This is a genomic window from Streptomyces cyaneofuscatus (assembly GCF_042718795.1).
GTDB classification, from domain to species: domain Bacteria; phylum Actinomycetota; class Actinomycetes; order Streptomycetales; family Streptomycetaceae; genus Streptomyces; species Streptomyces cyaneofuscatus_A.
Genome location: NZ_JBHXOX010000061.1, coordinates 1 through 13116, shown reverse-complemented (window position 1 = coordinate 13116; position 13116 = coordinate 1). Strand labels below are relative to the sequence as shown.

The 13116-nt window shown below is 69.8% G+C and carries 12 protein-coding genes; 6 read left to right on the top strand and 6 right to left on the bottom strand.

What is annotated here, in order from left to right:
• The coding region (locus ACFWRT_RS37255) for a hypothetical protein (protein WP_356452971.1) at positions 1-111 on the bottom strand (111 nt) is incomplete at its 3' end.
• A gap of 571 nt (positions 112-682) precedes the next feature.
• Here ACFWRT_RS37255 and ACFWRT_RS37250 point away from each other — a divergent pair.
• From ACFWRT_RS37250 to ACFWRT_RS37230, 5 genes are all read left to right on the top strand, one after another.
• Positions 683-1384, top strand: a complete 702-nt coding sequence (locus ACFWRT_RS37250) for a flavin reductase family protein (protein WP_381121437.1) — start codon at positions 683-685, stop codon at positions 1382-1384.
• A 111-nt stretch (positions 1385-1495) separates the two neighbouring features.
• Positions 1496-2041, top strand: a complete 546-nt coding sequence (locus ACFWRT_RS37245; RefSeq protein ID WP_237324389.1) for a nucleoside 2-deoxyribosyltransferase — start codon at positions 1496-1498, stop codon at positions 2039-2041.
• A gap of 40 nt (positions 2042-2081) precedes the next feature.
• Positions 2082-2945 (top strand): beta/alpha barrel domain-containing protein, encoded by an 864-nt coding sequence (locus ACFWRT_RS37240; RefSeq protein ID WP_380953354.1) that lies wholly within the window; start codon positions 2082-2084, stop codon positions 2943-2945.
• Positions 2942-3766, top strand: coding sequence for a creatininase family protein (locus tag ACFWRT_RS37235; protein ID WP_380953353.1), 825 nt, complete (start codon positions 2942-2944; stop codon positions 3764-3766). Before ACFWRT_RS37240 ends, ACFWRT_RS37235 begins: the two co-directional genes overlap by 4 nt.
• Positions 3763-5076: an NtaA/DmoA family FMN-dependent monooxygenase gene (locus ACFWRT_RS37230; RefSeq protein WP_380953352.1), complete on the top strand. Its 1314-nt coding sequence runs from the start codon at positions 3763-3765 to the stop codon at positions 5074-5076. Before ACFWRT_RS37235 ends, ACFWRT_RS37230 begins: the two co-directional genes overlap by 4 nt.
• Positions 5077-5088: 12 nt before the next feature.
• On the opposite strand, the gene ACFWRT_RS37225 is transcribed toward ACFWRT_RS37230, so the two are convergent.
• A complete protein-coding gene (locus ACFWRT_RS37225; RefSeq protein WP_380953351.1) occupies positions 5089-5490 on the bottom strand; it encodes a winged helix-turn-helix transcriptional regulator in 402 nt (133 codons plus the stop codon).
• An 89-nt stretch (positions 5491-5579) separates the two neighbouring features.
• Between ACFWRT_RS37225 and ACFWRT_RS37220 the strand changes: the two genes are divergently transcribed.
• Positions 5580-7124, top strand: a complete 1545-nt coding sequence (locus tag ACFWRT_RS37220; protein WP_380953350.1) for an MFS transporter — start codon at positions 5580-5582, stop codon at positions 7122-7124.
• 111 nt (positions 7125-7235) lie between these two features.
• Here the strand turns inward: ACFWRT_RS37220 and pgm are convergent, their stop codons facing one another.
• The 4 genes from pgm to aceB form a co-directional block, all read right to left on the bottom strand.
• A complete protein-coding gene (gene pgm, locus ACFWRT_RS37215) occupies positions 7236-8879 on the bottom strand; it encodes a phosphoglucomutase (alpha-D-glucose-1,6-bisphosphate-dependent) (RefSeq protein WP_380953349.1) in 1644 nt (547 codons plus the stop codon).
• A gap of 283 nt (positions 8880-9162) precedes the next feature.
• Entirely contained in the window at positions 9163-10233 is a 1071-nt protein-coding gene (locus tag ACFWRT_RS37210) for a chitinase (protein WP_380953348.1), read from the bottom strand.
• Between the two features lie 245 nt (positions 10234-10478).
• A complete protein-coding gene (locus tag ACFWRT_RS37205) occupies positions 10479-11357 on the bottom strand; it encodes a 3-hydroxybutyryl-CoA dehydrogenase (protein WP_380953347.1) in 879 nt (292 codons plus the stop codon).
• Positions 11354-12946, bottom strand: coding sequence for a malate synthase A (aceB, locus tag ACFWRT_RS37200; RefSeq protein ID WP_380953346.1), 1593 nt, complete (start codon positions 12944-12946; stop codon positions 11354-11356). Before aceB ends, ACFWRT_RS37205 begins: the two co-directional genes overlap by 4 nt.
• Positions 12947-13116: the final 170 nt, after the last annotated feature.

Here is a 13116-nt window from a genome sequence, read left to right as displayed (position 1 = left end):
GCCACGCGCCTTGAGCAGCGCACCCAGGCTGGAGGCAGTCAGACCCTTGCCGAGGGAGGAGGCGACACCCCCGGTGACGAAGATGTGCTTGGTCGGTTCGGTGCTGCGCATGTCTGGTCAGCTCCTGTGGAGACGATGGCGGGAAACACATGGAGGTCGAGCGGTCCCGGCCGCCGGCCCTGCCTTCTCCCACCGGCCTCCGCGCTCCTGGCGGAGGCTTGGGGCCGGGCCCGGCGCCCCTGGGCGGCCGCAACCGCCCAGGATGGGCGGCTTCCGCGCATCGGGTCAGCGGGGCAGGCGACGGCCGGGCCCGGAGGTGCGTCTGCGCTCGGGCAGAGGCTACCGGGCACGCGGACGCCGGTACGGAGAAATCCAGCCCCTTTCCATTCGACCTTCCTGTCCTTTCGGGCGTTGCCACCGGTTCTCGACGGTCCGGGGTTGGAGTGGCCAGATCGCGCCCGCCGAGACGGTGCCGCACATGACAACCGTATGAAGGCGGCCGAACAATGCCCACGCGTCCTCGGAGCCGCCTTCCGGAGCACTGCACCAGGAATTACTGCGCTGGAGGAAGCCCTGGACCCGACTCCAGGAGAGGGTCCGTTCCCGGCCTTGTGGCGCAATAGATCCGGCAGAATTCTCGCCATCAAAAGGGGGGCGGTTGGCATATCCGCTCGACCGGTGCATGCTTGATCTCGCCCAGGTCGATGGCCACCGGACAGAACTGTTTCGGCTCCCTGAAAACAGATGGGCCGATATTTTTTCACAACGCCGGCGACCGCTTCATCGCAAGTTCATGTACGGGAAACCTTTGCGCGCCATCGCCCTAAGGGGTGATGGCCGTATGACTGACGAGCGGGGGAACCACATACCGATGAGCAACGCACACCCGGCCCTGGACGAGCACGCCTCGGCATCCTTCCGGTCCGTACTCGGAAACTTCTGCTCCGGCGTCACCGTGGTGACAGCCCTGGGCGATGACGGGCTGTTCGGGTTCACTTGTCAGGCATTCTCCTCTCTTTCCCTGGATCCCCCGCAGGTCGTTCTGTGCGTCAGCCGCGGATCGACCACCTGGCCCGCCATCAGCCGACTGCGCCGTTTCTGCATCAATGTCCTCAGCGAAAACCAGCAGCAACTCAGCGACCGGTTCGCCCGTTCCGGGACGGACAAGTTCGCAGGTGTTCACTGGAATTACTCACCCGGCGGAAACCCTCTGCTTGCCGGCGCATCAGCATGGATCGAATGCGAGATCAACACCGAATACCCCGGTGGTGACCACCTGATCGTGGTCGCGGACGTCCGCTGGCTCGATGCCGGTCCGGCCGAGAGACCTCTGGTGTACCACCGCGGCCGCTACACCGCCCTGCGCGACAGCGGCCCCGTCTGACCATTCGTCACACCTGCAAGGGATTCGCACCGCCCCTTCACCGCGGTGCACCCTTCCGCGGGGGTGGCTTTCGCCCTCACGTCTCCCCATCCTGCCGAATTGGAGAATCCCATGCCGAAAACAACACCTCCGTCCGGACTGCTGACCGGACTCGATGTCTTCGTAGGGGGCCCGATCCAGCACGCCATCCTGCCGAACGGTTTCGTTCCCGAGCTGCAGGACGCCATCCAGACGGCGATATCCGTCGCGGAGGAGAACGGCGCGAACACCTTCTCCGCCCACCGGGTGGAGGAGTTCGGCGAGCAGACCGCGGCGTTCACCCCGGAGCAGGTCTCCGTCCGGGACTTCCGCTGGATGCGCAAGTGCGACGTCTTCGTCCCGGTGCTGCCCGTGCTGGAGGACCTGACACTGCGCCGGACCGACGGCACCCATGTGGAGCTGGGCTGGGCCACCGCACTCGGCAGGCCGGTCGTCCTCATCACCAAGCAGCCGTTCGTCGAGTCGGCGAGCCACCTCCTCAAGGGACTGCACAGGGTCGGCACCGTACGGACCATCGACTTCGACCAGTTCCTCGACAAGCCGAGCCTGCTGACCGAGGCCGTCCTCGGCGTCACCGAGCGGCAGCGCGAGGCCGTCGACGCCGGCATCGCGGCCTGACCATGCCTCCCCGGTCATCGATCGCCCCTCGGAGGAGCGCATGTCCGATCTGTCCATCTTAGGCATCCCTGTAGCCAATCCCGTCCTCGTCGGTTCCGGGCTCCTGACCGACCAGGAGCGCAATATCCGCAAGCTCATCGCGAAGGGCGCGGGGGCCGTCGTCACCAAGACCATCCATCCGAGCCCGCCCATGGGCCTGGACGAGCGCATTCTCCGGCTCCCGGTCGGCATGCTGAACAGCACCACCTACTCCAAGCGCTCGGTCGGCCACTGGCTGGAGGTGCTGCGTTCGTTCGCCGCCGACGGGCTGCCGGTGATCGCCTCGGTCCACGCCGGCACCCCGGCCGAACTCGGTCTCCTGGCTGCCCAGGTCCAGAGCACCGGCTGCCGCGCGCTCGAACTCGGCATCTCCTGCCTCAACGAGGAGTCCGGCCTGCCGGAGGACACCCCGGAGCGGGTGCACGCGTACACCGCCGAGGTGACCGCCCGTGTCTCCGTACCCGTATCCGTGAAGCTGGCCATCGGGGAAGGACTGGAGGAGCGCGTACGTGCCGCCATCGACGCGGGCGCGGACGCCGTCACCATCAGCGACACCATCTCCGGGGCCGCCGTGGCTCCCGAGAGCGGTGAACTCGAACTCGGCGGTGTGTACGGCTATTCGGGCCCTGGGATCAAACCTCTGGTGCTCGCGGCGATATGGCGCTTGCGCAAGCGGGGGTTCACCCTGCCGGTCATGGGGTGCGGAGGTGTCACCTCCGGCCGCGACGTCGCCGACTATCTGCGGGTCGGCGCGAACGTGACCCAGGTGTACACCGCCCTGCACACCGACATGTACGCCACCCTGGACCGGATCGTCACCGAGACCGCACAGCTCACGGGCGCGCCGATGGAGGCGCTGAAATGAGCGGACCGTACCCCGGTCCGCGCTCGTACGCGGACCTGACCAGCGCGGAAGTGCGGGGGGCCCTGCACGGCCAGACCCTCGTGTGGCCGGTGGGAGCCACCGAGCAGCATGGCCCGCATCTGCCGCTGTCCGTCGACACGGTGCTCGCCGAGGAGTTCAGCCGGGCCGTCGCGGCGGAGCTCGACGGTTTCGTCCTCCCCTCGCAGCCGGTGGCGGCCCGTTCCCTACCGCAGAGCGGTGGGGGGCTGTCGTTCCCGGGCACGCTGCACGTCAACGGCGACACGCTCATCCGGTTCCTCCGCGAGGAGCTGCTTTCGCTCGCCCGACTGCCGTTCGCCCGGTTGCTGGTGGTGAACGGTCACTTCGAGAACGAGCCCTTCCTCTTCGAGGCGCTCGACCAGGCGCGCCAGTCGGACGTTCTCGGCGACCGGCAGGTGCTCGCCTTCAGCTGGTGGAGCCTGGTCCAGGAGTCCTGGCTGCGCGCGGAGTTCCCGGAGTTCCCCGGCTGGCACGCCGAACACGCCGGGCTCACCGAGACCAGCCTGATGCTGCACCTGCGGCCCGATCTGGTGCGTGAGGCCAGGCCGGGACACGACAGGCCGCCGCGCAGCGGCGTCTACCTGCACCCGATCGACGTCACCCGCACCACCAACGACGGCGTGCTCTCCTCCACCCATGGATCCAGCGCGGTCCTCGGGGAGAAGCTCTTCCGCCATGTCGTCGCCGAGGCGGTCGAACTGGTCCGCAGCGGTGAGGGACTGCTGCCCGTCCGGGCCGTATCCACCGGGACCGCCACGACCAAGGAGACAGGGACCTCATGAGCAGCCCGTTCCATCTCGCCTTCATCTTCAACTTCACCCCGGACGACTGGCAGGGCCCGTTCGGCTCGGGGGGTAGGCCGTGGGACGGGAAGTTCCACACGGAGGTCGCCCAGGCGCTCGAACGTGCCTGCTTCGACTACGTCATCATCGAGGACAAGCTGATGGTGCCGGAGAGCTACGGCGGCTCCGCCGAGGCCGTGCTCAAGCAGGCCATGGTGGCGCCCAAGCACGACCCGGTGCCCCTGGCGGTCGCCATGGGGCTGGCGACCCGGAGCCTCGGCATCGTCGCGACGCTGTCCACGATGGCGTACCCGCCGTTCATGACGGCCCGGCTCTCCTCCACCATGGACAGTATGCTGGGCGGGCGGTTCGGCTGGAACATCGTCACCAGCGCGGAGGACCTGGCCGCACAGAACTTCGGCCTGGACGTCCTGCCGCCACGCGATGTGCGGTACGAGATGGCCGACGAGTACGTGGACGTCGTCAAGCAGCTCTTCGAGTCCTGGGACAAGGACGCGGTCGTCATCGACCGTGACGAAGGCGTCTATGCCGACCACACCAAGGTCCGCCCGGTCCACTTCAAGGGCAAGCACTTCTCGGTGCGCGGCCCGCTGAACACGGTGCCGTCGCCGCAACACCGGCCGGCGTTCGTCCAGGCGGGTGCCTCGCCGCGCGGCCGGCGGTTCGCGGCCCGCAATGCCGACTCGATCATCGCGATCGGCAGCGGTGTCGAGAGCATGCGGGAGTTCCGTGACGACGTGAGGCGGCACGCAGCCGAGGCAGGGCGGGACCCCGACGAGATCAAGGTGCTGTTCTGTGTCACGCCCACCCTGGGCGAAACGCTGGAGGAAGCAGAGGCCAAGCAGGCCAGGATGGTCGCCTCACCCCGGTTCACCCAGAACATCCTGGCGCAGATCTCCTCCCTGACCGAGATCGACTTCATGCAGTTCGAGCTGGACGCGCCGCTGCCGCGCAAGCTCGTCACCAATGGCGAGCAGGGCTCGCTCGACAAGTTCCAGCAGTGGGGCAGCGGCAAGACCCTGCGTCAGCTCGCGGTGGACGGGGCGGGTGGCCTGGTCTCCTCGGTCGAGCTGATCGGTACACCGGACCAGGTCGCCGACCGGATGGGCGAGATCATGGAGGAGGTGGGCGGCGACGGTTTCATGATCACGACTCCGCTCCTCCGGCTGAACCGGCGCTACATCGCCGAAGTCACCGACGGCCTCGTGCCGGCGCTCCAGCGCCGGGGCCTGACGCGATCGGTGTACACACCGGGCGCGACGCTGCGCGAGAACCTCCAGGAGTTCTGATCTCCCGGCGGACTACGGCACGGCCCCCTCGACCGGGTGGCCGTCCGTGCGTCCGGGCATCCGGGGCGGGCCGTTCAGCGGCCCGCCCCGCGTTGCCAGGTACCAGCGGCCCCAGTCATCGAGCATGCCCGCTATCTCATCGAGGCCCCGGCCGGTCCCGGTGAGCGTGTACTCGACCCGCGGCGGCACCTCGCGGTAGACGGTGCGCTCCACCAGCCCGTCCTCCTCCATCGCACGTAGCTGCCGGGTGAGCATCCGCGCCGTGATCTGCGGCATGCCCCGCTTGAGCTCGCTGAAGCGCTGCTTTCCTCCCAGGAGTTGTTTGAGGATGACGAGCTTCCAGCGGCCGCCGAGCACCTCCATCGCCACCTCGATCGCACAGTAGTCCGGCGTTTCACCTGTCGTGCTCCGCATCAACAGCCTCCATGGGTATACAGATTGGCACTATGACACATGAATGACCGTACTTGTCCTGGGGATACCGCGCGCACGATAGTGCTGCCATGACCCATAGCGCAGCATCGTTACGCACCTCTCCCCCACCGGGTGAACTGCCCGCACAGCGGCGGTGGCTGGTGCTTGCCGTGCTCTCCACCAGCCTTCTGCTGTGCGGCATCGACCTGACCGTCCTCCACGCGGCGGTCCCCAGCATGAGCCTGGACCTGCGTCCGAGCAGCGCGGGGCTCCTGTGGATCGTCGATGTCTACTCGCTCACCCTCGCCGCTCTCCTGGTGACCTGCGGCACGCTGGGGGATCGGATCGGACGCAAGCGCATGGTCCTCGGCGGCTTCGCACTCTTCGGACTCGCCTCCGCCGCCGCCGGCCTGTCCTCCTCCACCTCGCAGCTGATCGCCTCCCGGGTGGTCCTGGGCATCGGCGCCGCCATGATCATGGCTTCCACCGTCGCCATCATCCGGGTGGTGTTCTCCGACAGCCGGGAGCGGGCGGTGGCCATCGGCATCTGGACCGCGGCGCACAGCGTGGGAGCCACCATCGGACCGCTCGTGGGCGGGCTGGTCACCGAGCAGTGGGGCTGGGGGGCCGCGTTCCTCATCAACGTACCCATCGCACTGGCCATCTTCGTGGTCGGCGCCTGTGTCATCCCCGAATCGCGCAACCCGCGGCCCCGACGATGGGACCTGGCCAGTGTGGCGCTGTCCGTCACGGGCCTGGCCGCTGTGGTGTACGCGCTCAAGGGCGCCGGCGAGCACGTCGGCCTCAGCACCGTGATCGTCGTGGCCGCGGTCGCCGGAGTGGCCCTGCTGTACCTGTTCGTCCGCCGCCAGCACCGTCTCACCGAACCGCTGCTGGATTTCTCGCTCTTCTCCGACCGCGTCTTCTACACCGCCACCGTGTGCGTCATCGGCTGCTTCGGCAGCTATGTCGCCCTGCTCTTCTTCCTCACCCAGTGGTTCCAGCAGGTCGGCGGCTTCACGCCGGTCCACGCGGGCCTGGCCCTCATGCCGCTGGCGGCGGCCAACGCCGCCGGTGCGACCACGGCCCCCTGGGTCTCGGCCCGCCTGGGCAACCGGTGGGCGCTGACGGGAGCCCTCGGCGCCTTCGCGGCGGCCATGGCCCTGCTGGCCCTGCTGGGCGACACCAGCGCCTATCCCGTGCTGGTCGCGCCGCTCCTGATTGCGGGGTACGGGGCCGGAGTCGTGATGACGCTGGGCGCGGACTCCATCATGTCGGCGGCCGACCCGGACCGCTCGGGCGAGGCGGCCGCCATCCAGGAGACGTCCTTCGAGCTCGGGGCGGGCCTCGGCGTCGCGGTCCTGGGCACGGTGCTGACGGTGACCTATCGCATCGGATTCCCCGGCACACCTGAACTGGTGGCTCCCGCCCGGGAGGCGGCGAAGGAGTCGTTCTCCTCCGCCGAGGCCGCCGCCGCCTCGCTCGACCCGTCGGCCGCCGGCCAGTTGCTCGACGCGGCCAGATCGGCGTACGACCAGGGCTTCACCATCGTGGCCCTGTGCACCGCGACAGTGCTGGCGCTGACGGCGACCCTGGCCGCGACGCTGCTGCGGCCCCGGCCCGACAAGGTCTGAGAGCCGTTCCACCCGTGCGTGTCCGGTGGCCGACCCCGGACCCGTGGTCGGCCACCGGACGTGTTGTCGACCCCGGACGTGCGGTCGGCCACCGGACACGTGGGCGGGGACTCAGGCGCTGCCCAGCGCCTCCGAGACCAGGGCGCGCGCCTCCTCCTGGACCTGGCCGAGGTGTTCGGGCCCCTGGAAGCTCTCCGCGTACACCTTGTAGACGTCCTCCGTGCCCGAGGGGCGGGCGGCGAACCAGGCGCTGTCGGTGCACACCTTGAGACCCCCGATCGCGGCCCCGTTGCCGGGCGCCTCGGTGAGGACGGCCGTGATGCGCTCCCCGGCCAGGGTGTCGGCCTTGACCTGCTGCGGGGATAGCTTGGCCAGGACCGCTTTCTCCTCGCGGGTCGCGGGCGCGTCCACGCGGGCGTACGCCGGGTCGCCGAAGCGGGCGGTGAGCTGGGCGTACCGCTGGGAGGGGGTGGAGCCGGTGACGGCGGTGATCTCCGAGGCGAGCAGGGCCAGCAGGATGCCGTCCTTGTCCGTGGTCCAGACCCGGCCGTCGCGGCGCAGGAACGAGGCGCCGGCCGACTCCTCGCCGCCGAAGCCGAGGCTGCCGTCGAACAGCCCGTCGACGAACCACTTGAAGCCGACCGGGACCTCCACCAGCGTGCGGCCGAGGTCGTGGGCGACCCGGTCGATCATCGAGGAGGAGACCAGTGTCTTGCCGATGCCCGTTCCGGCGGGCCAGGCCTCGCGGTGGGTGTAGAGGTAGTCGATGGCGGTGGCCAGGTAGTGGTTGGGGTTCATCAGGCCGCCGTCGGGGGTGACGATGCCGTGCCGGTCGGCGTCGGCGTCGTTCCCGGTGGAGATGGCGTACGCGTCGCGCTGCTCGATCAGCGAGGCCATGGCGTGCGGCGACGAGCAGTCCATGCGGATCTTGCCGTCCCAGTCCAGCGTCATGAACCGCCAGGTGGGGTCGGCGAGCGGGTTGACCACCGTGAGGTCGAGCCGGTGCCGCTCCGCGATGCGCCCCCAGTACGCGACGGAGGCGCCGCCGAGCGGGTCGGCGCCGATCCGGATCCCCGCCTCCCGTACGGCGTCCAGGTCGAGGACGGATGGCAGGTCGTCGACGTACGCGGTCAGGAAGTCGTACCGGCCCGTGGTGTCGGCGGCCAGGGCGCGGGCGTACGGGATGCGGCGGACCTCCCCGAGACCCGCCTCGATCAGGGCGTTGGCGCGGTCCTGGATCCAGGAGGTGGCGTCGGATGCGGCCGGTCCGCCGTTGGGCGGGTTGTACTTGAAGCCGCCGTCGGCGGGCGGGTTGTGCGACGGCGTGACCACGATGCCGTCGGCCAGGTGGTCGGTGCGGCCCTGGTTGTACGTGAGGATGGCGTGTGAGACGGCGGGCGTCGGCGTGTAACCGTCGTCGCTGTCGATGAGGGCGGTGACGCCGTTGGCGGCCAGCACCTCCAGGGCGGTGACCCGGGCGGGCTCGGAGAGGGCGTGGGTGTCGGCGCCGAGGAAGAGCGGCCCGTCGGTGCCCTGGCGGGCCCGGTAGTCGCAGATCGCCTGGGTGGTGGCGGCGATGTGGTCGTCGTTGAAGGCGGCCGCGAGCGCGGAGCCGCGGTGGCCCGAGGTGCCGAAGGCCACCCGCTGGGCGGGTTCGGCCGGATCGGGGTGGAGGGCGTAATAGGCCGTCACCAGCCGTGCCACGTCGACCAGGTCCGCTGACTGCGCCGGCTGCCCGGCCCGTGCGTGCACCATCGGGTCTCCTCTTGCCTCTTCGTCATCACCGGCCCGGGGGAACGGGCCGCCGTCCCGGGGCGGACGATCACCCCGATCCGTACCCGATTCTTTCCCCTTGCCCCGCATCGGTGCGTGACGGGTTCAGGCCTTTACGGGTTCGTGCCTGTATGGGCTCATGCCTGTACAGGTTCACGCCTTCCTCGCGCCGCCGTCCGGCCGGGACGGCACCGCGCCCCCGGTCCGGGGCGGGACCGGGGGCGCGGTGGGCTCGGAGGTCGTGGGGGTCGCGGGGTCGCGGGGGTCAGCGGCCTTGCAGCCGCTTCACGTTGTCGCCGAAGGTCCAGCCCTTGGAGCCGTCCCAGTTCAGGGACCAGGTCATCAGCCCCTTCAAGGAGCCGTTGTAGTGGTTCCAGGCCTGGGAGACGAGCGAGGTGGACATGTGGCCGCCGCCCGCGCCGGGCTGGGCGGGCAGGCCCGGGACCTGCTTGTCGTAGGGGACCTTGATGGTGGTGCCCTGGATGACCAGTCCCCGGTTCAGGCAGTCGGTCTGGGCGGTGAAGCCCGCGACCGTACCGGCGGAGTACGAGTCTCCGGAGCAGCCGTACATACTGCCGTTGTAGTACTGCATGTTCAGCCACCAGAGCCGGCCGTTGTCCGCGTACTTCTTGATGACGGGCAGGTACGCGCCCCAGATCGAGCCGTAGACCACGCTGCCCCCGGTGACGTACGCCGTCTCGGGCGCCATGGTCAGGCCGAAGTTCGGCGGCATGGCGGCGAGGACGCCGTCGATGATGCGGATGAGGTTGGCCTGTGACGGCGAGAGCTGGTTGATGGTGCCGGTGCCGACGAGGCCGGTCTCGATGTCGATGTCGATGCCGTCGAAGTTGTACTTCTTCAGGATCGGGACCACGGTCGCGACGAACCGGTCGGCGACCTTGCTGGAGCTGAGGTCGATCCCGGCGGTCGCGCCGCCGATCGACATGAGGAGGGTCAGCCCGGATGCCTTGGCCTGACACATCTCCGCCGGGGTGGCGACCTTGACGGTGTTGTCCATGCCGTCCTCCCACAGCACGGTGCCGTCGGAACGGATGACGGGGAAGGCGGCGTTGACGACGTTGTAGCCGTGCTGGGTGATACGGGAGTCCGTGATCGGGATCCAGCCGAGCGGCGGGTGCACGCCGTTGGCGGCGCCGTCCCAGTTCTCCCAGTACCCCTGGAGCACCTTGCCGGCCGGCTTCGACTTGACCGCGCAGGTCTCGGCGGCCGTGGTCTTGAGGGGGTCTGCGGTCTTCGGCGGGGCGGCGCCGACCAGCATCGGTACGACGAGCGCCGCTGCCAGGCCGAGGCCCAGCAGTCGTGAGGTACGGCCCATGATCCGTAGTCCTTCCTGCCCGGGTCCGCCGCCGACGGTGCGAAGGGTTCGCCCCGACCCGCCCAGTGTCGTGACCCTGCCAAAACCGTAGAATGGTCCAGACCTTCGGTCAAGAGGTCTGGACCAGACCGCCCGGCTCGGGGCGGGGAAACACCGCGGCGGGGTGGGAAGCAGCACAGTCAACTGCTCCGCACCCCGCTCGGCACCGGCCGCGGTCCCTCAACCGCGGCCCGGACCCGGGCCCCTCAGCCCCGGTCGTACGTGTGGAACCCCCGGCCGGTCTTCCGGCCGAGCAGCCCCGCCTCCACCATGCGCTGGAGCAGCGGCGGCGGGGCGTAGAGCGGTTCCTTGAACTCGTCGTACAGCGATACGGCGATGGAGGCCACCGTGTCCAGGCCGATCAGGTCCGCCAGCTTCAGCGGGCCCATCGGGTGGGCGCAGCCCAGCTCCATGCCGGCGTCGACGTCGGCGGCGGTCGCGTAGCCGGACTCGGCCATCCGGATCGCGGAGAGGAGGTACGGGATGAGCAACGCGTTGACGACGAAGCCGGACCGGTCCTGGGAGCGGACCACGGTCTTGCCGAGCACCTCGGTCACGAACTCCTCGGCCGCCGTGACCGTGGCGGGCGCGGTGTGCAGGGAGGGGACGACCTCCACCAGCGGCAGCACGGGTACCGGGTTGAAGAAGTGCAGGCCGAGGACGTGGTCGGCGCGGTGGGTGGCCATGCCGAGGCGCATCACGGGGATGGCGGAGGTGTTGGTGGCGAGGATGGCCCCCGGGTCCTCGACGATCTTGTCGAGGGCGGTGAAGACCTCCGTCTTGGCCTCGGTGTTCTCGACGACGGCCTCGACCACGAGCTGACGGTCGGCCAGGGCGTCGAGGTCGCCGGTGAAGACCAGCCTGCCGAGCGCGTCCTCGGCGCTCAGGCGGTCCAGCTTGCCGCGCTGGACTGCTCGTTCCAGGGAGACCGCGACCCGTTCGCGGGCCCGGTCGGCGGCGGTGGCGTCCGCCTCGCAGACGATGGTGTGCACTCCGGCCCGGGCGCAGACCTCGGCGATCCCGGCGCCCATCTGGCCGCCGCCGACCACGCCGGCCCGCGTGATCCGGGCGGTGCGCGCGCTCATGCCTGCACCGCCGGGCGGCCGACGAGGTGGCGTGCGTACGCCTCCGTCGTGAAGAAGGCGGGCAGCTCCTTGGCGAGGGCGGTGCGTTCGAAGAGGTCGCGGACCTGGTCGAGCCGGGCCCAGGGGTAGGTGGCGCCGAGTGTGGCGAGCTCCTCCTCGAAGAGCCGCTCCACCGTCGCACGGTCGACCGTACGGTGCTTGAGCCACTGCCAGATCTGGACCCGGGCGATCTCGGCGGTCGCCGCGTCCTCCATGAGGCCGTTGAGGGCGACGGCTCCCTGGCCGCCCAGCCAGGCGTCGTAGTACCGCAGAGTGATGGCGATGTTGTCGCGGACACCCTCCGGGGTAGGGCGCCCTGCGGTACGGCGGACGGCGACCAGCTCATCGGCGGTGACGTGGATGTCGTCGCGGGTGCGTTCCAACTGGTGAGGCCGGTCACCGAGCACGTCGTCGAAGACGGTCCGGCAGACGGGGACGAGCGCGGGGTGGGCGACCCAGGAGCCGTCGTAGCCGTCCTCGGCCTCGCGCTCCTTGTCGAGCCGGACCTTGGCCAGCGCCGCTTCCACGGCCTCCGTGGAGCCGCCGGGGATCTGGGCGGCCATGCCTCCGATGGCGTGGGCGCCGCGCTTGTGGCAGGTGCGGACGAGGAGTTCGGTGTAGGCGCGCAGGAAGGGGGCGGTCATGGTGACGGTCGACCGGTCGGGGAGGACGAAGTCGGGGCGGTGCGCGAAGTTCTTGATGAGACTGAAGAGGTAGTCCCAGCGGCCCGCGTTGAGGCCGGCGCTGTGTTCGCGCAGCTCGTAGAGGATCTCCTCCATCTCGAACGCGGCGGTGATCGTCTCGATGAGGACCGTGGCGCGGATCGTGCCCCGGGGGATGTCCAGCAGGTCCTGGGCCAGGAGGAACACGTCGTTCCAGAGGCGGGCCTCGTACCGGTTCTCCAGCTTGGGGAGGTAGAAGTACGGTCCGCTGCCCGCGTCGATCTGCCGCTGGGCGCAGTGGAAGAAGTAGAGGCCGAAGTCGACCAGGGCGGCGGGGACGGGCCGGTCGTCGATGACGAGGTGCTTCTCGGTGAGGTGCCAGCCGCGCGGCCGGACCATGATGGTGGCGGGCCGGTCGGTGAGCCGGTACTCCTTGCCGGCCTCGCTGGTGAAGTCGATGCGCCGGTCGATGGCGTCGATCAGGGTCAACTGGCCCTGGACGATGTTCTCCCAGGTGGGCGAGGTGGCGTCCTCGAAGTCCGCCATCCACACCTGGGCCCCGGAGTTGAGCGCATTGACCGCCATGCGCCGGTCCGGCGGCCCGGTGATCTCCACCCGCCGGTCGGTGAGGCCCGGGGCGGGCCGGGCGACGCGCCAGTCGGGGTCGCTGCGGATCGGCTTGGTGGCGCGGGAGAAGTCGAGCGGGGTGCCGCCGCGCAGCAGGGCGGAGCGGCGGCGGCGCTCGGTCAGCAGGTCGAAGCGACGGGCGGTGAAGGCCGCGTCGAGACGAGCGATGAAGTCGAGGGCCTCAGGGGTGAGGACCTCCTCGTGCCGGTCGCCCGGTATGCCGAGGACCTGGACGCGGCCGGTCGTGACAAGGGTGGTCATGCGGGTCTCCTCAGCGGGGTGTGGGCGGCGGGATCGGCTCCCGGTCGCGGGGGGGGGGGGGCCCCCCCCCCCGCCCGGGGCACAATAGGTACAGGAACAACAACCGCGACCCCCGCACCGCCCGGGTCCTGGAGGGGGGGGTGTTTTGGGGTGAGAACAGGTAGAAAAAT

What these genes read in the sequence shown, in the direction of transcription:
- ACFWRT_RS37205 (WP_380953347.1), bottom strand. Translation starts at nt 11,357, where the DNA reads ATGAGCGCGCGCACCGCCCGGATCACGCGGGCCGGCGTGGTCGGCGGC.
- pgm (WP_380953349.1), bottom strand. Translation starts at nt 8,879, where the DNA reads ATGGTGCACGCACGGGCCGGGCAGCCGGCGCAGTCAGCGGACCTGGTC.
- ACFWRT_RS37245 (WP_237324389.1), top strand. Translation starts at nt 1,496, where the DNA reads ATGCCGAAAACAACACCTCCGTCCGGACTGCTGACCGGACTCGATGTC.
- ACFWRT_RS37210 (WP_380953348.1), bottom strand. Translation starts at nt 10,233, where the DNA reads ATGGGCCGTACCTCACGACTGCTGGGCCTCGGCCTGGCAGCGGCGCTC.
- aceB (WP_380953346.1), bottom strand. Translation starts at nt 12,946, where the DNA reads ATGACCACCCTTGTCACGACCGGCCGCGTCCAGGTCCTCGGCATACCG.
- ACFWRT_RS37235 (WP_380953353.1), top strand. Translation starts at nt 2,942, where the DNA reads ATGAGCGGACCGTACCCCGGTCCGCGCTCGTACGCGGACCTGACCAGC.
- ACFWRT_RS37225 (WP_380953351.1), bottom strand. Translation starts at nt 5,490, where the DNA reads ATGCGGAGCACGACAGGTGAAACGCCGGACTACTGTGCGATCGAGGTG.
- ACFWRT_RS37230 (WP_380953352.1), top strand. Translation starts at nt 3,763, where the DNA reads ATGAGCAGCCCGTTCCATCTCGCCTTCATCTTCAACTTCACCCCGGAC.
- ACFWRT_RS37240 (WP_380953354.1), top strand. Translation starts at nt 2,082, where the DNA reads ATGTCCGATCTGTCCATCTTAGGCATCCCTGTAGCCAATCCCGTCCTC.
- ACFWRT_RS37220 (WP_380953350.1), top strand. Translation starts at nt 5,580, where the DNA reads ATGACCCATAGCGCAGCATCGTTACGCACCTCTCCCCCACCGGGTGAA.
- ACFWRT_RS37250 (WP_381121437.1), top strand. Translation starts at nt 683, where the DNA reads ATGCTTGATCTCGCCCAGGTCGATGGCCACCGGACAGAACTGTTTCGG.